Source organism: Novosphingobium olei (assembly GCF_037076535.1).
Classification (GTDB): domain Bacteria; phylum Pseudomonadota; class Alphaproteobacteria; order Sphingomonadales; family Sphingomonadaceae; genus Novosphingobium; species Novosphingobium olei.
In genome coordinates this window covers 234,376-257,969 of sequence record NZ_AP029021.1, presented here as the reverse complement: position 1 = coordinate 257,969, position 23,594 = coordinate 234,376, and the positions used below count along the sequence as shown (strand labels likewise).

Genomic DNA, 23,594 nt, shown 5'->3' with positions numbered 1-23,594 from the left:
CTCAGCCCTCCCGTCCGGTGTCGCGCGCAGGCGGCAGCACCCGGTCGAGGCTTTCGCCCCGCGCCTGCTCGGTTTCGCCCAGCCACAGCCAGGCATCGCGCGCCAGCCCTTCGGGCCGCGCGGTGAACTGCAGCACGGTGGTGCCATGCGCGCGCAGTTCGGCCAGCACGCGATCGATGTGCTCTGGCGGCAGCAGGTCGTAAAGCGGCGAGAGCACCAGCACGCGCGGGCGCGCCAGGATCGCGCCGGCGAGTTTCAGGGCCATCGTTTCGCCCACCGAGAGCGGCCAGCCCGAGCTTGACAGCGGCGTGTCCAATCCCGCCGGCAGCGCGCCGACGCGGCGTTCGAGGCCGACCAGCGCCAGCGCTTCGAGGATGGCCGCGCTGCGCCCGGCGGCGGCGAGGCCGAGGTATTCGCGGCAGGTCATTTCGACGATGGTCGGGCGATCGAGCACGATCACGTCCGAGCGCAGGCGATACATGTCGAACGTGCCGAGATCGGCGCCGCCGACGGTGACGAAGCCGCGCTCGGGCGCCTGCAGCCGCTTGAGCAGGGTGACGATGCCGCGTTCGACCCCGGGCGCGGCGACCACGCCGACCTGTTCGCCGCTGGCGATGCGGAAGTCGAAGCGATGCGCGCCGAGCTGCACCCCGTCGAGCCGGATGTCCCCGTTGCCAAGGCCCGGTGCGTCGGTTTCGGGCGGCACTTCCTGTGGCACGTCCCAGAACAGCGACAGTTCCTCCAGCCCGGCGGCAAGGTCGTAGAACACCTCGAGGTAGGAGCCGAGCTGGGCGATGCCGTAGAACACGCCCGAGAGGATCAGCTCGGCGGCGACGAGCTGGCCGATCGAGAGTTCACCCTGCAGGATCAGCCAGCCGCCCATTGCCAGCAGCCCTGCGCTGGCGGTGGCATAGAGCGCGAGCAGCGCGATGGTCTGGCCGAAGGTGAAGTGGAAATGGCGGCGGTGCGCGGCGACATAGGTGGCGGTGACGTCCTCCGACTTGTCGATCGCGAAGCGCATGTGGCGGCTGGACTTGTAGAAGCCGTTCGAACCGCCGACGCTTTCGAGCCAGTGCGCGGCGGCGTGCTTGGCGTGGCTCTTGGCCACCGCGCTCGACAGCGAGCCTGCCAGCCAGATCCGCCAGATCGCGACGACGAGCAGCACCAGCAGCGCGTTGAAGGCGAGGAAGAACGGGTGGTAGAAGCTGGTGACGACCAGCCCGACCAGGCTTTGCAGCACGATGGTGAAGCCGCCGATGACCAGGCTGGTCAGCGCCTTCTGCACGGTGCCGAGGTCGAAGAAGCGGTTGAACAGATCGCCGCGCCGGGCATCGACGAAGAACGGGTTCTGCGCATGGACGGCGCGCAAGGTGATTTCGGCGACCATGCGGGCGAAGAAGCGGCGTTCGAAGCGGGCCATGAGCATCACGCGCAAGGCCATCAGCAGCCCGGCGATGCCCAGCAGCGCGAACAGAAGCAGCGAGAGCGTGAACAGCGGAGCGGGCAGCGCGGTGTTGGCGACCGAGTTGATCAGCAGCTGGACCGAGATCGGCGTTGCCAGCGACAGCAACGAGATCGCCGCGCCATACAGCAGGGCGAGGCGGATGAAGCCGCGATCGGGCGCAAGCACGCGCGCGCTCCACCGAGCGTAGTCGCGCATCGTCGGCTGGTGACGCTGTCCGGAATCGGTTGCCGCTACGGCCATCGTGAAATTCGAACCCTCCTTCGCAGTTGCAGCACGAAAAGTGGCAATTCAACGACATAGCTTCAATTGGGCACTGGCTATTATTGCGATAGGTTTAACCTATCGTTCGGCAATGCTCCGCAATGTCTCGGCCAAGAGCAGCAGGTCGGCCGACGGACCCGCCCCGCCCCGCCAGACGAGGCCGATGTCGCGATAGGGGCGCCCGCCGACGAAGGGGCGGACGATCACGTCGCCATCGTCGCGGATTTCCTGCCGGCAATAGAGTTCGGGCAGCAGGGCGAGGCCCATGCCCATGCCGGCCATCTGCCGCACCGCATCAAGGCTGGTGCCTTCGTAATCGCGCAGCACCTGCGCCCCGCCGCGTTCGGCGAGCGCGGCGACCTGCGTGCTCATGCGGTAGGCCGGCTGCATGGTCAGCAGGCCGCGCCCGGCGAGGTGTTCGGGACGGATCGCGGCGACGCTGCGCAGGGGATCGTCGGCGGCCATCGCCAGAAACATAGGTTCACGAAACAGGCGTTCGACGTGGAATCGCGCATCGTCGACCGGAAGCTGGACCAGCAGCACGTCGTGCAGGCCATCGCCCAGCTGTTCGGCCAGCACATCGGGCAGGCCTTCGCGCACGTAGACCTTGAGCCGTGGGTGGGTCTTGTGCAGCCGGGCGACCAGCTGGGGCAGGATATAGGGCCCGAGCGTGGGCGAAACGCCGAGGCGGATCGTGCCGCCGAGTTCGCCATCGCGGTGGCGCAGGGCAAGCGCGGCGAACCCTTCCGCTTCGGCCAGAATGCGCCGGGCGAGCGCCACCGCTTCACGCCCGAGCGGCGTGAGGAAGGCCCGGCCCCCGCGTTCGACCACGCGGCCGCCGAGCTGGTCTTCCACTTGCGCGATAGCCTGGCTGAACGAGGGCTGCGACACGCCGACCTGCCCGGCGGCGCGGGTGAAACTGCCGCAATCGGCCAGCGCGACGAGGTAGCGCAACTGGCGCAGGGTCGGCTGGGCGGCGGGATCGCTCACGCCCCGCGCTCCAGCGCGGCGATGATGTGCTGGGCCAGGCGATGCGCGGTGTCCGACAGGCCCGGCGCTTCGATCAGCGCGATTTCGGTATCGTAGAGCGGCGGCAATCCGCTTTCCTCCCCCAGCGCGGTCAAGCCTTGCGGCACCATTTCGAACGGCAGCACGGTGATCCCCAGCCCCGCCTTCACCGCCGAGAGCGAACCGGCGAGGCTGGTGGAGGTATAGGCGACGCGCCACGGCTTGCCCATGGCGTCGAGCGCTTCGCTCGCGCGCTTGCGATAGACGCAGGGTTCGGGCGAGACGACGAGCGGGATCCGGGCAAGATCGGCGACCGCCTGCCGATCGCGGCCCACCCAGACGAGCGGTTCGCGCCACACCTTCACGCCGGGCTGGCGCTTCTGTTCGGGCTGGCGCTTGACGAGGGCGAGATCGAAGCCGCCGGCATGGAAGCGTTCGATGAGGTTGAGCGTCAGATCGCAGGTGACTTCGAGTTCGACCAGCGGGTGCGCTTCGGCAAAGGCGGCGAGCACGGCGGGCAGGTGTGCGGTTGCGAAATCCTCCGGCACGCCGAGGCGGACCTGCCCCGCCACTTCGGGTTCGAACATTTCGGCGACGGTGGCATCGTTCAGCCGCAGGATCTGGCGGGCGGGCCCGATGAGTCGTTCGCCTTCGGGCGTGATGGCCAGGAAGCGGGGGCTGCGATCGAACAGGGTGCGGCCCAGCTGATCCTCCAGCCGTTTCAGCTGCAACGAGATGGCCGATTGCGTGCGGCCCAGTCGCTGCCCCGCGCGAGTGAGGCTGCCGGTATCGGCAATCGTGACAAAACAACGCAGTAGATCGATGTCGAGGTTGCGGAGCGCCATACCCGACTCCCTATCATTTACGTTTGCAATTTTCAAGATTTCACAAATTCGTTTCACTCATGCTGCAGCTGCTGCCAGTTCCCGCTTCCGCAAGGAGGTGAACGATGGCGACGACATTCGATATGGTGCAGACCGAAGCGGCACAGGCAAAGCGCCCGTTGCGCGTGACGGCCCCGGTTCTGGCGCTTTCGGCCATGGCGCTGGGCCTTGGCGCGACGGCGATTGCCGGACTGCTGCGCGTGACCGCTGCGGGCGTTGCGCTGGGCGGGCTTGCCGCGCTGCTCACCGGACTCGTGCTCGTGTTCGCCCAGCGCCACCTGCGCGCCGACCCGCGCCGCCTGGCCCATGCGCGGCTGGCGACCGGGCTGGCCTTTGCGACCGTGCTGGTCGGCCTGGCCGAAAACGTCGTGCTGCTGGCCGCGGGATGGATCGCCGCCGGCCGGCTGATGACCGGCCTTGTCCGCCATGCGGGCGACTGGGCCGAAGCGCGCGCCGCCGCCGCCCGTGCCGGCACCGCCTTCCTGATCGGCGACATCGCGCTGGTGGGGGCGCTGGTCACGCTGGCCGTTTCGGCGAAGTCCGCCTCGATCGCCGCGATCGCGGCCGCCGTGCCCACGCTTTCCCCGCTGGCACTGACGCTGGCCGCCGTGCTGCTGGTGATCGCGGCTGCCGCACGCTGTGCCACGCCGCCGTTCTCGTCCTGGCTGCTCTCCTCGATTGCCGCGCCGACGCCGGTGTCCGCGCTGATGCACGCAGGCTTCGTCAATGCCGGCGGCTTCCTTGTCATCCACTTCGCCCCGGTGCTGGAAGCGGTGCCGGCGGCGCGCTTTGCCCTGCTGGCCATCGGTGTGACGGGTGCGCTCTATGGCTCGGCGCTGATGCTGGTCCGCGCCGACGTGAAGGGTGCGCTGGCCGCATCGACGGTGGCGCAGATGGGCTTCATGCTGCTGACCTGCGCGCTGGGCGGCTATGCCGCGGCGTTGTGGCACATGGTGGCGCACGGCGCGTTCAAGGCCTGGCTGTTCCTGGGCGCATCGGGCGCGATCCGGCGCAGTGCCGCGGGCGCCGGTGACAAGGCGCTGCCCGCCCCGGTGCCCGCGCTGATCGCGCTGGCGGCGCTGGGCGCAGGCGCGCTGATCATGGAAACCGCCATCGCGCAGACCACGCTGTTGCCGCTGGGCCTTGCCGCGACGGCGCTGCTGGTGGCGCTGGCCATGGCCGCGCGCGGGCTGCGCTTCGAAACGGCGCGGATCACGCTGCTGGCGCTGCCCGCGCTGCTGGTTGCGGTCAATGCCGCCGCGCTTGCGCTGATGGAAGCGGTGCAGGCGAACGCCGCGGTGCCGCTGCTGCCAACTTGGGCGCAGCTTGCCCTGCTCTCGCTGTTCCTGGCCGGGTGGCTGGTGCAGCAGGATCTTGCCGCCGGACGCCGCCGCCTGCCCGCCGGGCTCCACGCCCGCCTGCTGCATGCCGGCGCGCTGCCCACCCCCGCCAACTGACCCTGCCTCTTCACGCAAAGGACTGATCGATGGCTACGCTTGCCTTCAACCCGATGCTCGACACCGGCGCCCAGGCCGACCTTGCGGCCCACGTGGACGAGGCCGCCCGGGCCATCGCCCCGCTGTGGCCGCTGGAAAGCGCGATCGCGGTGAACCCGCTGTCGGGCTTCGAACACATGCCCTTCGAAGCGGCGCTGCGCGAAGGGGCCGAGCTGTTCGGCGCGCGCACCACGCTGCCGCTGGCGCAGTGGCGCACGCTCCACGCCGAAGGCCGGATCGACGACATCGCGCTGCGCAAGGCGATCGTGGCGACACTGGGCGGTCTGGACCCTGCCTTCATCTTGTTCGGCCCGGATCTCAACGCCTTTGCCCTGCTGCGCGCACGGCTGGTCGACCTGCCGCTGGCCGCCACGCCCGCCCCGGCGCGCCGCCCGCTGACCCCGGCCATCGCCCTGCTCGCCCGCTGGATCGGCTGCTTCCTCGACCGCGCGGCGCCACCGCTGGCGGGGCGCGAAGACGGCCTCTATCGCTGCCTGCTCGCCGCACTGCGGGCAGACCCTGCACTGCGCGCGCTGGCGGTGCGCGAACGGCTGCGGGTGCTGGACCTTGCGCCCGAGACGCCGCTCGCCACGCTGGGCCTGATCCTCGACCGGCAGGCGATCGCGCCGGCCGCGGCGGCGGACCACGTGCGGCGCCTGTTCGCGCGGCTGCCCGGCTGGGCGGCGCACTTGCGCTGGCGGACGGCCCATGCCGAGCCGCACCAGATCGGCGGCGCGCAGGCCGAGATGATCGACCTTGCCGCGCTAATCGCGCTGGTCGGCTTCGTCTGCGGCGAGGACCAGAGCGCGCCGGCGGCCCCTGCGGCGGACCACGACGAGGCGGCGGTGGCGCGCGATCTGCTGACGCACTGGAACCTTGCCGCCGATGCGCCCGCCGGCTGGGACGAACCTGCGCGCCAGAGCTTCGCCCGGATCGTCGGCATGGACGAGACCGCGCTGGGCCTCGTCTTCCAGCAGGCCGCCGAGCGCGGGGTGATCGACAGCCTGGGCCACGCGCTGGAGGCGCGCTCTGCCGCGTGTGCCGCGAATGCCGACACGGCGCGGGCGGCGGCGCAGCTGGTGTTCTGCATCGACGTGCGCTCCGAACCGATGCGCCGCGCGATCGAGGCGGCGGGCAGCGAAGAGGGCGGCTTCGAAACCTATGGCTACGCCGGGTTCTTCGGCCTGCCCATCGCGCTGCAGCCGGTGCTGGGCCCCGCCCCGCGCAAGCAGCTGCCGGTGCTGCTTTCGCCCGCGCACCACGTGGCCGAAGCGCCGCTGCCGGGTCGCACGAGCGAGGCCGAGGACGTGGTTACGCGGCAGGCCTGCGCCCACCGCGCGCAAGGCATGCTCGATGCGACCAAGAGCGGCGCGACCGGGTTCGCCGCCGCCGAAGCGCTGGGCCCGCTGGCGGCAGTGGCGCTGCTGGCGCGGACGCTGGCGCCGCGCCTTGCCGAACGGCTGGCGCGCGGGGTGCTGGGCCATGCGCACGAAGTGCTGGCGCCGCTGGCCTCGAACGACGACGAAAGCGCCATCCCGCTGGCCGACAAGGTTGGCTACGCGCGCGGCATGTTCAAGCTGACCGGGCTGCCGGCGGCAACCGCGCGGCTGGTGGTGCTGGTCGGCCATGGCGGATCGACCACCAACAACGCCTTTGCCGCCAGCCTCGACTGTGGGGCCTGCGGCGGGCATCCGGGCGGGCCGAACGCGCGGCTGATGGCGGCGATCCTGAACGATCCGGCGGTGCGGCGCGGCCTTGCCGAGGATGGCCTCACCCTGCCCGAGGACACCGTGTTCCTAGCCGCGCAGCACGACACCACGCGGGACGAGATCACCCTGTTCGACCGCGATGCCGTGCCGCAGAGCCACCGGGGCGATCTTGCCGCGCTGGAAGGAACGCTGCGCGCGGCCGGGCGGGCGGCGCTCGATGCGCGCGCGGGCAAGCTGGCGCGGCCGGCCGACGACCTGCTGGCGGGCGCGGCGCACTGGGGCGAAGTGCGGCCCGAATGGGGCCTTTCGGGCAATGCCGCCTTCATCGTGGGGCCGCGCCGGCTGACCGCGCCGCTGGACCTTGATGGCGCGGCGTTCCTCCACAGCTACGACTGGCAGGCGGACAAGGACGGCAGCGCGCTGACCGCGATCCTGACCGCGCCGATGATCGTGGCGCAGTGGATCAACTGCCAGTACCTGTTTTCGACCATCGACAACGCCGTCTATGGCGCGGGCGACAAGGTGACGCAGAACGTGATCGGCGGCTTCGGCGTGGTGCAGGGGAACGGCGGCGACTTGTGCACCGGCCTGCCGCGCCAGTCGCTGTTCCGCGACGATGGCACCCCGTTCCACGTGCCGCGCCGCCTGACCGTGTTCGTCGAGGCGCCGCTGCGCCGGGTGGAGGAAATCGTCTTCGCCCACGACAACCTGGTCCAGCTGGTCGAAAACGGCTGGATCAACCTGGTCGTGATCGATCCCTGGAAGCACCGCGCGCACCACTGGCAGCGCGAACGTTGGGTGCCGCGCGTCTGCTGAACGGCGGCGCTGCCAGTGTGAGAAGGTGGACGGGCGTGAAAAGGTGGACGGGCCTCAACCGTGGGGCTCGTCCACCCAGTCTTGACGCAGCGATCGCCCCGCCAGCGCCATCAGCGCCGAGGCCACGACCAGCAGCCCCAGTGCGAACAGCATCGACATGCGCAGCGCCTCTTCAGCGTAGTGCGGCTTCAGCGCCGTCGACAGCGCGCCCAGCGCATAGATGCCGCCGCCAAGGCCGATCAGGTTGTTGATCAGCAGGAACAGCGAACTCGCCAGCGAACGGGCGGGCGGTTCGACCAGGTGCTGGATCGCGTTCAGCACCGGCCCCAGCCAGACATAGGCAAAGGCCTGCGGGATCAGGAACAGGAAGAAGGCGATCCACACGTCGTCGTTGAGAATCCCGGCCACGTAGAGCGGCACTGCGGCGATGAACGAGATCGCCGGAACCCAGCCGAACCAGGCGCGGTCACGCTGGCCGAGGCGGTCGGCGACGCGCCCGCCCAGCACCATGCCGCTGACGCTGCCCAGCAGGAGCAGCCCGCCGATGAAGTACGAGGCTTGGATCAGGTCCAGCCCGTAGGAGCGCTGGAGCAGGCTGGGCAGCCAGAATCCGACGCCGTAGCCGAGCATGGAGCTGGCCGTGGCGCCGAACGTCAGCAGCCAGAACGAGGGCTTGGCGAAAACGATGCGCGCGACGGCGCCGAGGCGCGGCGGCGCGGCGATGGCCTGCCCCGCCGGCCGGGGCCGGTCGCGCACCAGCAGGCGGAAGATCGGCGCCAGCAGCACGCCCGCCCCGCCGACGACGAGGAAGGCCACGCGCCAGTCGATCGTCGCGGCGATGTACCCGCCCGCCAGCACGCCGATGGCCGAGCCGAGCGGAATGCCGAGCGCATAGATCGACAGCGCCGAGGCGCGCTTTTCGCTGGGGAAGTAATCGCCGATCAGCGCGTAGGACGGCGCCACGCCGCCCGCTTCGCCCACGCCCACGCCCACGCGCGCGGCGAACAGCTGCCAGAAGCCTTGCGCCATGCCGCAAAGCCCGGTGAACACGCTCCACACCACCAGCGCGCCGGTGATCACCCAGGTGCGGCTGACGCGGTCCGCCACAAGCGCGAGCGGGACGGCCAGCGTGGAATAGAGCAGCGCGAAGGCCATGCCGCCGAGCAGACCCATGCGCGCATCGTTGATGCCGAGTTCGGCCTGGATCGGCGCTGCCAGGATCGAAAGGATCTGCCGGTCGACGAAGTTGAGGACATAGACCACGAGCAACATCCCAAGGACGAGCGCGGGGCGGGCGGGCAGTGCAGCAGTGGTCGTACTGGCTTGCGGCGGGCTTGCGGGGGCATGCATCAGGTCACGGTTCTCCCAAGGTGGCGCTCGATCGCGTCGAGTGCTTCTTTTTCATCGAGAATCGGAGCGTGACCCACGCGCGGCACTTCGGCAAGCGCGAACGGCCCTGCATGGCGCGCGCGCATTGCCGCGACCGTCTCGCGCGAAAGCAGATCGGACAGCTCGCCGCGCACCACCAGCACCGGAAGCCCACCGAGCGCATCCCACAGCGGCCACAGGTCCGGCGGCACCGTCGCGGGCGCATCGCCGCCGATGCTGCGCGCAATGGCCGGGTCATAGGCGAAGGCCACGCCCTCATCGCCTGCGCGGCACGTCCGCCGCGCGAAGGCCAGCCAGTCCGCGTGATCGTAATCGGGAAAGGCCGCGCGGTTGATCGCGGCACAAGTCCGCGCCGCCGCGTCCCAATCGGCCATCGCGCCCGATGGCCCGACATAGCCCTGGATCCGCGCGATCCCTTCGGCGTCCAGCACCGGCCCCACGTCGTTGAGCACCAACGTGGGAAACCGATCCGGCTGCGCGGCGGCCATCATCATCGCCATCAACCCGCCCATCGACGTGCCGATCAACCCCGCGCGCTCGACGCCAAGCTCGGCCAGCAGCGCCATCATGTCCGCCACATAGACATCGGGGCGATAGTTGTCCGGTTCAGGATCGGGATCGGACAGCCCCCGCCCGCGCTGGTCGGGCACGATCAGGCGATACCGGCGCGCAAGATGCGCCGCCAGTGGCTCGAAATCCGCCGCATTGCGCGTCAGCCCGTGCATCAGCAGCAGCGGCATCGCCGCGCCGCCCGACACCGGACCGGGATAGATCCGCGCGGCCAGCCCCAGCCGCCCGCACGCGCTGCGCGTGCGGTGGACGCAATAGTCCATCATCGTCTCCTGTCCTCCCGCAAGGCCTCTCCCCTCCCGCAAGCGGGAGGGCCATGCCCTTCCAGCCTTCCCGCCTGCGGGAGTGGTTGGGGCGGGCAGGCGGCCGGAGGGAGGGGGAGCCGCCTGCCCTGGGGCAGATCGTCAGAACTTCAGCGTAGCCGTCACGAACACCTGGCGCGGGTTGCCATAGAACGCGGTCAGCGTGCCTTCCTTGCCCAGCGTCGGGATCAGCGAACCGTCGGGCTTCTTCAGGATCTCGCCGGTTTCCGGATTGGCGGCGATGAAGGTGTAGCCGGAAGTCTTGTAATGCTTGTCGAGCAGGTTCTTGCCGTGCACGCCAAGGCTCCAGCGGCCGCCCGGCGCGGTATAGACCACGCTGGCATCCCACAGCCCGTAACCCTTCTGGTCGATATAGGGATTGGGCACTTCGAACTGGTAGGTCTTCGACCGATAGGACCACGTGGTCGAAAGCGAAAGGTCGCCCTCGCCCAGCGGCGTCGCATAGGCCAGCGTGGCATTGCCGGTGAACTCGGGCGTATTCTGCACCTTGCGGTACTGGGCCACGTCCGTCGGCCCCTTCCCGGCGATCTGCGTCACGTATTCGCGGTACTTGGCATCGATGTAGCCGAGCGATCCCGACAGGCGCAGCGTATCGCCCGCGCCGATCAGGTCGCGCCCCAGCCGCGCGTTGGCCTCAAGTTCCAGCCCCTGCAACCGCGCCTTGCCCGCGTTGGTGATGATCCCGCAGAAAGTGGGCACGCCGCCCACCGTGCAGCCCGCCGAGCCGGGGATCTGCACGTCCTTGTAGTCCATGCGGAACGCGGCCACGGCCACGAACAGCGCGCCGTTCCAAAGGTTGCCCTTGTAGCCCACTTCGTAGCTGTCGACCGATTCGGGGCGGAAGCTCAGGTAACGGGCGACCTCGGCGTCGGACCGCACGCCGTCGCCATTGGTGTCGGGCGCGTTCACGCCCACGCCGCGCGGGTCGAACCCGCCGCCCTTGAAGCCCTGGCTGAAGCTTGCATAGAGGTTGTGGTCGGGCGTCGGCTTGAAGCTCAGCGACACGCGCGGGGTGAACTTGGTATAACTCGCGCGGCCGGTGAAGTTGGTGCTGGCCAAGCCGAACGGCACGCCAAGCCCGCCAAACACGGGCGAGCCGCCACCAAGATAGTTCTGCCGCAGGATCTTCGCCTTGCGCTCGTCCCAGGTATAGCGCCCGCCCAGCGTCAGGCTCAGCTGCCTGGTGAAGTCCACGTTCACTTCGCCGAACACCGCCCAGGTGTCGGTATCGACGTTCGCCTCGGTAAAGGCGGTCAGCCCGGGGACCGTGGTGAACAGTCGCACGTCGAACTGCGTGTCGGCCTTGGCGGTCAGGTAATAGCCACCCACGATCGCGTTGATCGCACCGCCGTTGTCCCACAGCAGCTGCACTTCCTGGCTTACCTGCTCGTTGCGGTAGAAGGCCGGAACGTCAAGGTCGACCGCAGGCAGCGCGTCGAAGTCGATCGGGGATGCGCTGTCGTCCTTGCGCCAGGCACTGATCGAGCGCAGCGTCAGCGCATCGGTCAGTTCGGCCGTCACGTTCATCGACAGGCCATAGGCTTTGACGTCCTGCTTGGGGTCGTTGAGGCGACCCTCGCTGTCGAACACGTCCTTCAGCACCGGCGCGCCCGAAAGCTGGCCCGGGATCAGCCGGTGCCCGCCGCGCGGGTTGCTCTTGTCGCGGGTATAGTCGCCCGAAATGCGCACGAGCACCGGCTGGCCATAGCCGCCGATCTCCACCGTGCCGCGCCCGGCCCACACGTCCTTGTTGTAGTTGTCGAGGCCGGTCGTCAGGTTCTTGCCGAAGCCCCCGCGCGAAAGCCGCGCCACCGATCCGCCCACGCGGATCAGGTCGGACACCGGCGCGGAAACGGTCAGCACGCCCTCGGCCTGGTCATAGGTGCCATACGTGCCGCGCAGCTTGAGCGAGAAGTCCTGCGGCAGCTGCTTGGTCACGTACTTGACCGCGCCGCCGATGGTATTGCGACCATAGAGTGTGCCCTGCGGCCCGCGCAGAACTTCCACGCGCTCCACCTCGTAGATATCGAGCACGGCGGCCTGCGGGCGATTGAGGTACACGTCGTCGAGGTAGATGCCCACGCCCTGCTCGAAGCCCGAAACCGGGTCCTGCTGGCCAATGCCGCGAATGAAGGCCGAAAGCGTGGAGTTCGTGCCCCGCGACACTTCCAGCGTCACGTTTGGCGCGCTCTGCGCCACGTCGGTAATGTCGAGCGCGCCGGTCTTGGCCAGCTGGTCGCCGCTCAGCGTCGTGACCGCGATCGGCACGTCGACCAGCCGCTCCTCGCGTCGCCGGGCGGTAACGATGATGCCGCCTTCGTCCGCCAGATCGGCGGCGCTGGCGGTGGTCGCCTGCTTGTCCTGCGCCACGGCAGGCGCGGCGCAGATCAGCGAGGCAAGAACGAACGGACACGTTTGAAGCGCACGCAGGCGGGCCTTGGACATCGAAACTCTCCCCTGTAAAAATCCTCGCCGCCACCTTTATTGAATGTTGAACCATGTTTCAACTTCTACCGATTGCCACGTCCATCGATCGTGTCTAGCTGTTGCGTGATGAGCACAGCCACCCCAGCCCCGCCCGCCGCCGCCGACAAGGTTCCGCGCACGGAGCGCGGTCGCCAGACGCTCCGCAAGCTATTGAATGCGGCGGAAATAGAGTTTGGGGAAAAGGGCTTCCACGAAGCCTCGATCAACGGGATCACCACGCGCGCGGGCACCGCGCTGGGCAGTTTCTACACCTACTTCGATTCGAAGGAGGCGATCTTTCGCGCGCTCGTCGGCGATCTAAGCGCCCGCGTGCGCGAAGCCGCCCGCCAGCGGCAGGAGGAGCCGCGCCCCGCGCTGGAACAGGAGAGGGTCGCGCTCACCGGCTTCCTGCGCTTCGCCGCCACGCACAAGGAAATCTACCAGATCATCGACGAGGCCAAGTTCGTCGATCCCGAAAGCTATCGCGAACACTACCGATCGACCGCGCGCCGCATCCTCGACCGGCTCGAAGCCGGCATCGCGCGCGGCGAATTGCGCGAAGATCTGGAAGAAGCCCACGCCTGGGCGATCATGGGCATGAACGTGTTTCTGGGCATGCGCTACGCCGTGTGGGACGACGAAGACCCCGACCGCGTCGCCGCGGTTGCCGCCGATATCCTCGGGCGCGGCATCGCCAAGGCCTGAAAGGAAAGGGGCCGGTTGCAGCAACCGGCCCCCCGTCTGCTGCCGGAGAGGACGGCAGCAGCCATGCGATCACGCGTCAGAACTTGAACGATGCTTCGAGGAACAGCTGCCGGCCCCGGTTCATCGTCAGGACCTTGTCGTCGCCCGCGGGCAGCGAAGCGGTGGCAGCGCTTGCCGGGGTAAGGAAAGGCCTGCCCCCCGCCGTGTTGACCCACAGCTTGTTGGTGAGATTGGTGCCCACCAGCGCCAGCTTCCACCGCCCGCCCGGCGCGCCGATCGAGATCGAGCCGTCGAGCGTGACGTAGCCGTCCTGCTTGTAATCGTCGTTCGAATCCTGCGCGGCGAGGTAGCTGCTGGTGAAGGTGAAGTTGCCGCTGAGCCCCAGTTCGAGTGCATCGCTGACCGGCGCGGCATAGTCGAAGGCGAAGTTGCCCGCCCAGTGCGGCGCGCGCGGCGCATCGCGGCCCTTCAGATCCTGGCCCAGCCCGCTGAGGAAGGTCTTGGTGAACTTCGCGCGGGTGTAGGCAAGGTTGGCCGACAGCGCGAGCCCTTCGACCGGGGTGCGCCACGACCAGTTGACTTCGGCCCCCTTGGTGGTGACCTCGCCCGCGTTGAGCGTGATGAACTGGATCGCCACCGCGTCGAAGTTCTGCACCTGCAGATCCTTGAACACGTAGTAGAAGGCCGAGGCGTTCAGCGTCATCGTGCGGTTGTCGAGCTGCGACTTGATGCCGATTTCGCCGCCCTTGGCGGTTTCCGACTTGTACTTGAGCGAGGATTCGGCCGCCGCTTTCACCGCCGGATCGCTGCTGTTGAGGTTGAGCAGGCCGAGCGTGGGCAAGGCGCTGTTGTCGATGCCGCCCGACTTGAAGCCGGTCTTGTACGAGGCATAGACGTTGACGTCGGGGTTGATCTTGTAGCGCAGGCTGACTTCGGGCGAGAAGTTGTCGTCGTCGAAGCGGATCGGCCCGGCGCGGAACCCGCTGGGCACGAAGGCCGCGGCAAGGAAGGCGTGCGTATAGGGCACGTCGATGATCTGGTTGCGCTTTTCCTTGGTGTAGCGCAGGCCGCCCGACAGCTCGAGCTGGTCGGTGATGTCGAAGTTGGCGCTGGCGAAGACCGACCAGGCATCGCCCTTGGTGACGATCCGCTTGCGATAGTCCGAAGTGAAGCCGGTGACCGGATCGGGTGCGATGAACGAGATCGGCAGGATCTGCTGCGCGGTGTCGAACACCGAACGGCGATGTTCATAGAACGCGCCGACCATGAAGTTGAACGGGCCATCCAGCTTGCTGGCAAGGCGCAGTTCCTGCGTGAACTGCTGCGTCTGGTTGAGCGGCGTGCCGGTGCCGACGCCCAGCTGCACGCCCGCGCCGTTCGACGCGGCGAGCGCCGGGGCAATCGCCGAGAGCGGCACGCCCGGGATGAGCGAGAAGGCAGGCCCGAGCCCGGCATAGGAGTAGTTGTCGACATCGAACGCGTTCAGATCGACGTAGCCGGTGACCGAGGTGAGCGTGAACTTGTCGCCGAGCTTCAGATCCATGCTGAGGCGGCTGAACCAGAGGTCGCTTTTGGAATAAGGCGCCACGCTGGTGATCGGCGCGCCCGACGTGGGCAGCTTGGCGGCGAGCGCCGGGGCGATGTCCGGGTAGTAGGGCTGGCCGTTGATCTTGCAGTCATAGCCCGCCGGGATCGCCACCGCGCCGCCCAGCAGATAGACTTCGTCCGCGCGACCGTTCTTGCCGCAGTAGACATCGCCCGGCCCGTTGGCGCCATCGCCGCGCGAATTGTTGTACTGCACCTTCAGATTGGCGCGGAAGGCGTCAGAGGGTTCCCACGCCGCAGTGACGCGGCCGACGAAATCGCGCAGGCCGCGATACTTGCCGTTCGCATAGACCGGCCCCGGCTGCAGCGTGATGTAGCGGGTGGCATCGTTGTACTGCGCGGCAACGCGGATGCCGAGCGTATCGGTGACAGGGCCCGAGACATAGCCGTTGACGAGGTAGCCGTGCTCCTCGAATTCGTAGCCGGCCTTGCCGCCCGCCTGCCAGGTGGAGGTGGGGTTGGCGGACTTGAGCGAAAGCACCCCGGCCGACGCGCTCTTGCCGAAGAACAGCGACTGCGGCCCTTTCAGCACTTCGATCTGCGCGGTGTCGAAGAAGCCCGACTGGACGATGCGCATCGTGCTGATCTGTACGCCGTCGAAATCGATCGCCACGGCGGAATCGAACGCCGCCGAAATGTTCGACGAGCCGACGCCGCGCAGCGAGATCTGCCCGCCCGAACCCGAGCCGCCGACCTGCACGTTGAGCGTGGGGACCCGGCTGACCACGTCGGCCACCTTGGTCACGTTGTACTTTTCAAGCGTGGCGCCGCCGAGCGCGGTGACGGTCAGCGGCACTTCCTGAAGGGTTTCGTCCTTCTTGCGCGCGGTGACGATGATCTCCTCCATCGAAGGAGAGGCAGCGTCCGCAGCGGGTGGAGCAGCCTCCTCCGCCATCGCCGGCGCGGCAAGGCCGGCGATGGTCGCCAGCGCCAGCGCGCTTGCGGAAAGTCGCAAGGGGGAACCTGGCCGGGTCGTCTTCATGCTTCCTCTCCCTTCTTGGCGCCGCCTGTCTGCAGGTCGGCGGACGGCATGCGGGTCAGGACTTGGGGACCGCCCGCACATGAAGCGCGGCGAGCCCGCGCAACAACTTGTTCGGAACATGGGCAAAATCGTTGGCACCGGCGGGCAGCTCGAACCGGTCGCAGCGGGCCAGCAGCTGCTCGAACGCCACCGCCAGTTCCTTGCGCGCCAGCATGTTGCCAACACACATGTGGATGCCGCGCCCGAAGGCGAGGTGGACGCGCGCGTTCTTGCGTTCGACGTCGAAACGGTCGGGATCGGGGAACACCGCCGGATCGCGGTTGGCTGCGGCGAAGCGCAGCATCAGCATCTCGCCCCTGGTCACCGGCACGCCGCCAAGCTCGGTATCGCGCGTGGCGATGCGCCAAAGCCCGCCGACCGGCGAAAGCAGGCGCAGCATCTCCTCCACCATGTTGGGGATCAGCGCCGGATTGGCGCGCACCTTGGCCAGCTGGTCGGGATGGCGGATCAGCAGCAGCAGGCCCCCGGCCAGCGTCGACGTCGTCGTCTCGTTGCCCGCAACCATCAGTTGCTGCAGCACCGACATGATCTCTGCATCGTCGAGCGGGGCTTCGCCTTCGCTGCGCGCGTTGACGATGGCGGACAGCAGATCGTCCGGGCCCCGCTCCCCGCCCTGGCCATCCCTGCGCCGCGCATCGATCTGCGCCTTGGCGAAGTGCTGGTATTCGACGATCATCCGCGTCGCCTCCACTTCGCGCTCGCGGCTGGCCATCCCGCCAAGGCGATCGGCAAAGGCATCCGACCAGCGCTTTACCAGCGCGACATCGTTTTCCATGCCGATCTGCCCGGCGATCACCGCCACCGGCAGCGGCACGGCGAAATCGTGCACGAACTCCACCGTGCCGCGTTCGAGCATCGTGTCGATCAGGCCGTCGACGATCTGGCGGATCGAGCCTTCGAGCGCGTTCACCCGGGGCATCGAGAAGGCGAGATTGACCAGCTTGCGAAAGCGCGTGTGGCGCGGCGGATCGGCCGTCAGCATGGTATCGACCGTGGGCCAGCCTTCGGCCTCGATCGCGGCGATTTCGGGATCGGCCACCTGGTTGCCGCGCATCAGCGCGCCGAAATCGCTGGAGAAATCTTGCGGGCGTCCGGCCGCTTCGGACACCAGCGCGTGCGACAGGACCATCTGCACGGTGCCGCCGGCAATCCGCACCACCGGGCCGCGCGCCAGGGCTTCGCGATACCAGTCGAACGGATCTTCGATCACCGCAGGATCGAAGAACTCCGGCAGCGACGTCGTTGCGTCGATCATTGTCCTCTCCTCCTGACGGAGTGAACCATTTTCTAGCACGTTATGCAATATGTATCGGCGGGCTGGAATTGGAGGCAAGAGCAGTTCAAACGCCTTGCCCGCCCGACCTTAACGCACGGTATTTCTGGACTTTTATGACGCGATACGGTCGCGCCGCGCCGGCGGCAGGAAACGACTATCGAATTTGGGAGGGCGCGTCAGATCACCAAAGCTATCTGAAATCTAACGCGCATCCGAACCGGGGCTCAGGCGTCGAGGTCCGCCATCCGGGCAAGGTGATACTGCGCCGTGCCGAACTGCTGCTGCAGCACGAAGGCGCGCTTGAAGTAGTGCGACACGTCGATCTCGTCGGTGGTGCCGATGCCGCCGTGAAGCTGCACGGCGCCTTCGGCGACAAGCCGCAGCGCATCGGCGACGTAGGCCTTCGCGGCGGCGACCAAGCGGGTGCGATCCTGCCCGTTGCCACCCGTGGCGCCGTCGATCGCCAGGGCAGCCATCACCGCCATCGACCGTGACCGCTCGATCGCCACGGCCATGTCGGCCATGCGATGTTGCAGCACTTGGAACGTGGCGATCGGCCGCCCGAACTGTTCGCGCTGCTTCGTATAGGCCACCGTCCGGTCGAGCAGCACCGTCATCACGCCGATCGCTTCGGCGCATTGCGCGGCGAGCGCGGCGTCGAGCGCCCGATCGATCGCGGTGCGCGCGCCTGCGCCAATTTGCAGCGCCTTTGCCGGGGTATCGGCGAACGTCACGTCCGCCGCGGGTCGCCCGTCCACCAGCCGGTAATCGCGCCGTTCCAGCCCGTTTGCCGTAGCTTCCACCAGGTACAGGCCAGCCTCGCCCGCCCCGTCGCGCGCCGAAACGATCAGGTGCGAGGCAAAGGGCGCGGCCACCACGGCGGTCTTTTCGCCGTTCAGCGCCCCATCGTGGAAGCGGCAGGCGATGCGGTGCGGATTGCTGCGCGCCGCGCGTTCGAACAGCGCCGGCGCCACGATCAGGCTGCCGTCGATCATCCCCGTGCGCACGTTGTCGACATCGACAACATCGCGCAGCAGCCCGCCGGCCAGCACCACGCATTCGAGCCAGGGTTCGAGCGCGTTGGCGCGGCCCATCTCTTCGGCGATGACCATGACATCGACCGCGCCGCCGCCCAGTCCACCGTGTTCCTCGCGCTCGGCGGCGGCGAACAGGCCGAGCTCGCCGGCCAGCATCGTCCACACATCGCGCCGCCAGCCTTCGGCTTCGAGCGCAGCCTTGCGGTCATCAAAGGCGTAGAGCCTTGCCAGGGTGCCCGCGAGCGCTTCGCGCAGCAGGACCTGCTCTTCGGACAATTGGAAGTCCACACCCGCTCCCCGGATCGCAATTGCACTTACTTTATGCAACTTGGTATAGAATTCAAGCGAGGTGCACTTCGGGGCGGCCGGCACTGCATCCACAATGCCGGGGATTGCCCGTCAGCCACTTCGTAACGGAGAGGTTCAGCGCTCCAGCACCACGCAGCCCGAAAGGCCGGGCGCGCCATAGACCTGGCTGTAGGCGATCCGCGCGCCTTCGACCTGGCGGCCGTTGGCGCGGTCGCGCAATTGCTGGACGTTCTCATAGACCTGGCGCAGCCCGGAGGCGCCGATCGGCTCGCCACAGGCAAGGCAGCCGCCGTCGGTGTTGACCGGCATGCGCCCGCCCAGCCGCGTTTCGCCATCGGCGATCAGGCGTTCCTGTTCGCCATCGCTGCAGAAACCGTTTTCGGCCATGTGCATGATCTCGGCCCCGCTTTCGGTATCCTGCAGCTGCGCCACGTCGACGTCCTGCGGGCCGATCCCGGCCATCTCCCAGGTGGCGGCCGAAGCCAGTTCGACCGCCGACTTGCCGCGTTCGATTTCCAGCGCAGGGGCGAACACCTCGAAGCTTCCGACCGGGCGCGTGCGGATCGCCGCGCCGCGCACCTTGGGGCCCGAAAGGCCCAGTTCGCGCGCCTTCTTCTCGCTGGCGACGATCAGCGCGACGCCGCCTTCGGCGGGCGAGCAGAACATGAACTTGGTCAGCGGATCCGACACCATCGGCGCGTTGAGGATGGTTTCGAGATCGACCGGGCTGCGCCGCCACGCGTGGGGCGCATGAACCGCGTTGTCGAACGCCTTTTCGGCGACGAGGCCCAGCGTGCGCTGGCTGATGCCGTGCAGCGCCATGTAGCGCGTGATCTTGTTGGCGAAGAACTGCGTCGTCAGCATCATGCCGGTTTCGCCGTACCAGCGCGGCAGGCCCGACGCTTCGGGATCGGCGTTGAACGCGCCGCGCGGATGCTTGTCGAAGCCCACGACCACGCCGATGTCGAATTCGCCCGACTTGATCGCGGCATAGCCCGAAAGCAGCGCCGATCCGCCGGTTGCGCAGCCGTTGTTGACGTTGATGAACGGAATGCCGGTCAGGCCCAGGCGCGGCAGCACGGCATCGGCCGATCCGGCCGCGGAGGAGCCGCCAAAGGCAAACTCCATGTCGCTCCATTCCAGGCCCGCATCGGCCAGCGCTTCGCGGATGGCAAAGACGCCCTGTTCCAGGCCCGTGCGGCCGTCGGTGCGCCCGAACGGATGGATGCCGGCGCCGACGATGACGATGTCGCTCATGAATTGTCCCCTTCGTTCGCCTGTTCGTGGCGGTGGGCTTCGTCTGCCGGGCAGAACGCGTAGGTCAGCACCGCTTCGCCGGCATCGGTGGTGCGATAGGCTTCGGTCGTCACCCGCATCGGCTGGCCGATGCGCAGCGCGCCAAGATCGTTGGCGACGATGCGCCCTTCGACGATCAGTTGCCCCGGCAGTTCGACATAGCCGACGCCATAGGGCTTGAAGTTCACCTCATCGCCATCGCCGTTGAACGGCGACTTCGGCTTGAAGCGCTGGATGGTGTACGACCACAGCGTGCCTTCGCGCGCCAGTTCGACTACGTCGTAATCATCGGCATCGGCCCCTTGCGGACAGGGGAACACGAGCTTGCCGCTCTGCCGCGACCGCCCCGCAAGCAGGCGGGCATCCGCGCCGCTGCCCCGGAACAGGTTCTCTGCAACCGCAATGGCCATTCGTCGTCTCTCCCGAAGTCAGAGCCCGAGGCTCTTGGCAATGATGCCGCGCTGGATCTCGCTCGATCCGCCGAAGATCGTGGCGGCGCGGGTGTTGAGGTAGCGCGCCGTGGGCGTCAGCGCGTGCTCGCCGCCGATCGGCGCTTCGTTGGCGTGGAGCCCCAGCGCATGGCGCTGGTCGGCCAGCGCATCGCTGCCCAGAGCCTCGGACGTGAGTTGCGCCAGTTTCTGCAGCATTTCGCTGACCGACAGCTTGAGGATCGAGGCGGTGGCGCCGTTGGTCACGGCGCCGGCGGCCAGGCTGGCGATCTGGCGGCGCTCGGTCCAGTCGATCGCCATCACTTCGGTTTCGAGCCGCATCACGCGTTCGCGAAAGCGCGGATCGTCCCACAGCGGCGCGCCGTCTTCGCCGGGCTGTTCCTTGGCCACCTGCTTCAGCCTTGCCAGCTGGGCGTTGAGCCGCCCCGCCGAGGAACCGCCGCCGCGCTCGAAGGTCAGCAGGTACTTGGCGATCTCCCAGCCCTGGTTCTCCTCCCCGACGAGGTATTCGGCCGGCACGCGCACGTTGTCGAGGAACACCTGGTTGACTTCGTGTTCGCCCGACATCGACAGGATCGGCGTGATGGTGATGCCGGGCAGGTCGAGCGGGGCGAGCAGGAAGCTGATGCCCGCCTGCTTCGGCCCTTCGGCGCGGGTGCGCACCAGCAGGAAGATCCAGTTCGCCTCGTGCGCGTGGGTGGTCCAGATCTTGGAGCCGTTGACCACGTAGTGATCGCCATCGCGCACCGCACGGGTGCGCAGCGAGGCGAGGTCGGAGCCCGAACCGGGTTCGGAAAAGCCCTGGCACCAGTAGTGTTCGCCCGACAGCATCTTCGGCAGGAAGAACGCTTTCTGCGCCTCTGAGCCAAAGGCCATGATCACCGGGCCGCACAGCGCGATGCCCATGGCTGGCAGCGAAGGCGTGCCGGCAAGGCCGCATTCGCGCTCGTAGATGTAGCGCTGCATCGGCGTCCAGCCGGGGCCGCCGTGTTCGCGCGGCCAGGTCGGGGCGATCCAGCCCTTTTCGTGAAGGATGCGGTGCCAGGTGCGCGCCAGTTCGCCCTCGGCAAAGACACCCGCCTGCCGGGCGGCGCCTTCGCGCAGGTCGGGGGTGAACTTTTCGGCGAGGAAGGCGCGCACTTCGCTTTCGAAGGCGAGATCGTCGGCGGTGGGGGTCATGTCCATACGGATCGGCTCGAAACTGTTGCAGCGGCGGAATCGCAATCGGCACTTGCCTTGCCGTTGCAACCGATACACTACATTTTGCATCGCGCATCAACTTTTTACGGAGACCGCCCTTGCGCTGGACCATTGCCGCCCGTCCCATCGCCCGCGAACTCGTTCCCGAAGACTTTGAAAAGGACGCCAATCCGGCAGGTTCGCCGGCGCTGCAGGAAGGCGAACTGCGGGTCGCCGTGCTGATGCTGTCGTGCGATCCTGCCCAAAAGGGATGGATGGAGAACGTGGCCGGTTACGCCGAACCGACCGAGATCGGCCAGACCATGCCCGCGCTGGGCGTTGGCCGCGTGCTGGAAAGCGCCGCGCCCGGCTATGCCCCCGGCGATCTGGTGCAGGGCCTGCTGGGCTGGGCCACGGAGATGGTCGTCGCGGCCGAAGCGATGCGCAAGGTGCGCGACGAGCCCGATGCGCCGCGCCTTGCGCTCGGCCTGCTCGGATCGAGCGGGCTTACCGCCTATTTCGGGCTGACCCGGATCGGCGTGCCGCAAGCGGGCGATACGCTGGTGGTGACGGGGGCCGCGGGCGGCGTCGGATCGATCGTGGGGCAGATCGGCAAGATCGCCGGGTGCCGCGTGATCGGCATCGCCGGCGGGCCGGACAAGTGCCGCTGGCTGACCGAGGAGCTGGGGTTCGACCATGCGATCGACTACAAGGCCGAAAAGGTGAAGGCCCGCGTGCGGGAGCTCGCCCCCGACGGCATCGACGTGCTGTGGGACAATGTCGGCGGGCAGATGCTGGAGGACCTGCTCGCCCGCATCGCGCGCAAGGCCCGCGTGGTGATCTGCGGCGGCATCGCCCGCTACCCGCAGCAGGGCCGCCCGCCCGGCCCGGCAAGCTACTTCAACATCGTGTTCAAAAGCGCGCGGATGGAGGGCTTCCTGCTCGGCGATTTTGCCGAAGACCACGACATCGGCCGCGACCGCCTGCGCAAGTGGCTGGCAGAAGGGCGAATTGTCCAGCGCGATGAAGTCGTGGATGGACTGGAGAACGCCCCCCAGACGCTGCTGCGGCTGTTTCGCGGAGAGAACCGGGGCAAGCTGCTGATCAAGGTTGCACAGTGAGATGAAGCACGCATGATCGAGGTGGATTTCGTGACGTCCGACGGCACCCGCGAGCGCCTCTACGGACGCGAGGGGTACACGCTGATGGAAGTGGCGGTGCGGGCCGGAATCCCCGGCATCCGCGCCGAATGCGGCGGGGCCTGTGCCTGCGCCACCTGCCACGTATCGGTGGCGCCCGAATGGGCCGAACGCGTGGGCCCGCCGCACCTTGCCGAGGACATGCTGCTCGATTCGCTCGATCGCACGCCGACCTCGCGCCTCGCCTGCCAGGTCAAGCTGAAGGCCGCGCTCAACGGGCTGGAAGTCAGCGTCCCCGAATAGCGTTTGCGATCCCGCCTTCCCCGCGCCGGGCGAGGGAGGCGGGGCCCTTCGATCAGTTGCCCTGCGCCTGCATCGCGGCCATCACCGAAGCGGCGATTTCGTCCTTCCACGGGTTGCGGCGCAGCGTCAGCCCGCCGTTCACCTGCAGGTTCTGCCCGGTCATGAAGCATTCGTCGGACGAGAGCCAGACGACCGCCGCCGCGATATCGTCCGACGTGCCGACACGGCCCAGCGGATAGGACGGCAGGAACGCCTCCCACAGCCCCGGGGTCTTGCCTTCGGCCGCGGTCATCGGCGTTTCGGTAAGGCCCGGCGAGATCGAGTTGGCGCGGATGCCCTGCCCGCCGAATTCGTTGGCGATGCAGCGGATCACGTGGTCGGTGCCCGCCTTGGTCCCCATGTAGGCGGCGTGATCGTTGAGCATGATCGTGGCCGTGGCCGACGAGATCTGGATGATCGAGCCGCCATCCTTCATCGCCTCGATCATCGCCTGGAAGAACATGTACGGACCCTTGAACTGCAGGTCCGAAATGCGCTGGATTTCATCCTCGGTGGTTTCGAGGAAGGGCTTGAGCAAGCCCCAGCCGGTGGCGTTCACCGCGATGTCCACCCCGCCCATCTGTTCGACGGCGGCGGCGGCCAGCGCCTGGTTGTCGTCCTTCCTGGTGATGTCGCACAGCGCCATGAAGCCCTTGCCGGGGTGCGCGGCGACGAACTGGTCGAGGTATTCCGCCTTGCGCCCGGCCACCATCACCTTGGCCCCTTCGGCCACCAGCCGCCGGGCGATGACCTGGCCCATGTTGTCCTTGCCCGCCGCGCCGAGCACGATCGCCCGCTTGCCTTCCAGCCGCATTCGCCTTCTCCCTT

At 68.1% G+C, this 23,594-nt stretch carries 18 protein-coding genes; 5 read left to right on the top strand and 13 right to left on the bottom strand.

Features of this window, described 5'->3' with window-relative positions; all coding sequences use genetic code 11:
- Window position 1 precedes the first annotated feature (1 nt).
- The 3 genes from AACH40_RS01265 to AACH40_RS01255 form a co-directional block, all read right to left on the bottom strand.
- Complete coding sequence (locus AACH40_RS01265) at window positions 2-1,705, bottom strand: ABC transporter transmembrane domain-containing protein (protein WP_338643881.1); 1,704 nt, start codon at window positions 1,703-1,705, stop codon at window positions 2-4.
- Window positions 1,706-1,804: 99 nt separating this feature from the next.
- Complete coding sequence (locus AACH40_RS01260; protein ID WP_169494693.1) at window positions 1,805-2,716, bottom strand: LysR substrate-binding domain-containing protein; 912 nt, start codon at window positions 2,714-2,716, stop codon at window positions 1,805-1,807.
- Window positions 2,713-3,579: a LysR substrate-binding domain-containing protein gene (locus AACH40_RS01255; protein WP_169494694.1), complete on the bottom strand. Its 867-nt coding sequence runs from the start codon at window positions 3,577-3,579 to the stop codon at window positions 2,713-2,715. The genes AACH40_RS01260 and AACH40_RS01255 overlap by 4 nt, the downstream gene beginning before the upstream one ends.
- A gap of 104 nt (window positions 3,580-3,683) precedes the next feature.
- Here AACH40_RS01255 and AACH40_RS01250 point away from each other — a divergent pair, with 104 nt between their 5' ends.
- Complete coding sequence (locus tag AACH40_RS01250; protein ID WP_338643880.1) at window positions 3,684-5,075, top strand: proton-conducting transporter membrane subunit; 1,392 nt, start codon at window positions 3,684-3,686, stop codon at window positions 5,073-5,075.
- Between the two features lie 29 nt (window positions 5,076-5,104).
- A complete protein-coding gene (locus tag AACH40_RS01245) occupies window positions 5,105-7,639 on the top strand; it encodes a DUF2309 domain-containing protein (RefSeq protein ID WP_338643879.1) in 2,535 nt (844 codons plus the stop codon).
- Between the two features lie 54 nt (window positions 7,640-7,693).
- Here AACH40_RS01245 and AACH40_RS01240 read toward each other — a convergent pair whose 3' ends face one another.
- The 3 genes from AACH40_RS01240 to AACH40_RS01230 form a co-directional block, all read right to left on the bottom strand.
- A complete protein-coding gene (locus AACH40_RS01240; protein WP_422394869.1) occupies window positions 7,694-8,989 on the bottom strand; it encodes a spinster family MFS transporter in 1,296 nt (431 codons plus the stop codon).
- On the bottom strand, window positions 8,989-9,861 hold the full coding sequence (locus AACH40_RS01235) for an alpha/beta fold hydrolase (RefSeq protein ID WP_422394915.1): 873 nt from the start codon (window positions 9,859-9,861) through the stop codon (window positions 8,989-8,991). Before AACH40_RS01235 ends, AACH40_RS01240 begins: the two co-directional genes overlap by 1 nt.
- Window positions 9,862-10,002: 141 nt before the next feature.
- Window positions 10,003-12,366 (bottom strand): TonB-dependent receptor, encoded by a 2,364-nt coding sequence (locus AACH40_RS01230; protein WP_338643876.1) that lies wholly within the window; start codon window positions 12,364-12,366, stop codon window positions 10,003-10,005.
- Window positions 12,367-12,474: 108 nt separating this feature from the next.
- Between AACH40_RS01230 and AACH40_RS01225 the strand changes: the two genes are divergently transcribed.
- Window positions 12,475-13,092: a TetR/AcrR family transcriptional regulator gene (locus tag AACH40_RS01225; protein ID WP_338643875.1), complete on the top strand. Its 618-nt coding sequence runs from the start codon at window positions 12,475-12,477 to the stop codon at window positions 13,090-13,092.
- 76 nt (window positions 13,093-13,168) lie between these two features.
- On the opposite strand, the gene AACH40_RS01220 is transcribed toward AACH40_RS01225, so the two are convergent.
- From AACH40_RS01220 to AACH40_RS01195, 6 genes are all read right to left on the bottom strand, one after another.
- Window positions 13,169-15,679 (bottom strand): TonB-dependent receptor, encoded by a 2,511-nt coding sequence (locus tag AACH40_RS01220; RefSeq protein ID WP_338643874.1) that lies wholly within the window; start codon window positions 15,677-15,679, stop codon window positions 13,169-13,171.
- Window positions 15,680-15,734: 55 nt separating this feature from the next.
- On the bottom strand, window positions 15,735-16,994 hold the full coding sequence (locus tag AACH40_RS01215; protein WP_338643873.1) for a cytochrome P450: 1,260 nt from the start codon (window positions 16,992-16,994) through the stop codon (window positions 15,735-15,737).
- A gap of 245 nt (window positions 16,995-17,239) precedes the next feature.
- Window positions 17,240-18,328 carry an acyl-CoA dehydrogenase family protein gene (locus tag AACH40_RS01210; protein WP_338643872.1) on the bottom strand — a complete coding sequence of 363 codons (1,089 nt, stop codon included), beginning with the start codon at window positions 18,326-18,328 and terminating at the stop codon, window positions 17,240-17,242.
- Between the two features lie 147 nt (window positions 18,329-18,475).
- Window positions 18,476-19,618: a thiolase family protein gene (locus AACH40_RS01205; protein ID WP_338643871.1), complete on the bottom strand. Its 1,143-nt coding sequence runs from the start codon at window positions 19,616-19,618 to the stop codon at window positions 18,476-18,478.
- Complete coding sequence (locus AACH40_RS01200) at window positions 19,615-20,067, bottom strand: OB-fold domain-containing protein (RefSeq protein WP_338643870.1); 453 nt, start codon at window positions 20,065-20,067, stop codon at window positions 19,615-19,617. The genes AACH40_RS01205 and AACH40_RS01200 overlap by 4 nt, the downstream gene beginning before the upstream one ends.
- Before the next feature lie 18 nt (window positions 20,068-20,085).
- Window positions 20,086-21,291, bottom strand: coding sequence for an acyl-CoA dehydrogenase family protein (locus AACH40_RS01195; RefSeq protein WP_338643869.1), 1,206 nt, complete (start codon window positions 21,289-21,291; stop codon window positions 20,086-20,088).
- Between the two features lie 113 nt (window positions 21,292-21,404).
- Between AACH40_RS01195 and AACH40_RS01190 the strand changes: the two genes are divergently transcribed.
- Both AACH40_RS01190 and AACH40_RS01185 read left to right on the top strand, forming a co-directional pair.
- Complete coding sequence (locus AACH40_RS01190) at window positions 21,405-22,406, top strand: NADP-dependent oxidoreductase (protein ID WP_338643868.1); 1,002 nt, start codon at window positions 21,405-21,407, stop codon at window positions 22,404-22,406.
- 12 nt (window positions 22,407-22,418) lie between these two features.
- Window positions 22,419-22,727 (top strand): 2Fe-2S iron-sulfur cluster-binding protein, encoded by a 309-nt coding sequence (locus AACH40_RS01185; RefSeq protein ID WP_338643867.1) that lies wholly within the window; start codon window positions 22,419-22,421, stop codon window positions 22,725-22,727.
- A 52-nt stretch (window positions 22,728-22,779) separates the two neighbouring features.
- Here the strand turns inward: AACH40_RS01185 and AACH40_RS01180 are convergent, their stop codons facing one another.
- The gene (locus AACH40_RS01180) at window positions 22,780-23,580 is read right to left on the bottom strand and encodes an SDR family oxidoreductase (protein WP_338643866.1); all 801 of its coding nucleotides are present in this window, start codon (window positions 23,578-23,580) and stop codon (window positions 22,780-22,782) included.
- Between the last annotated feature and the right edge of the window lie 14 nt (window positions 23,581-23,594).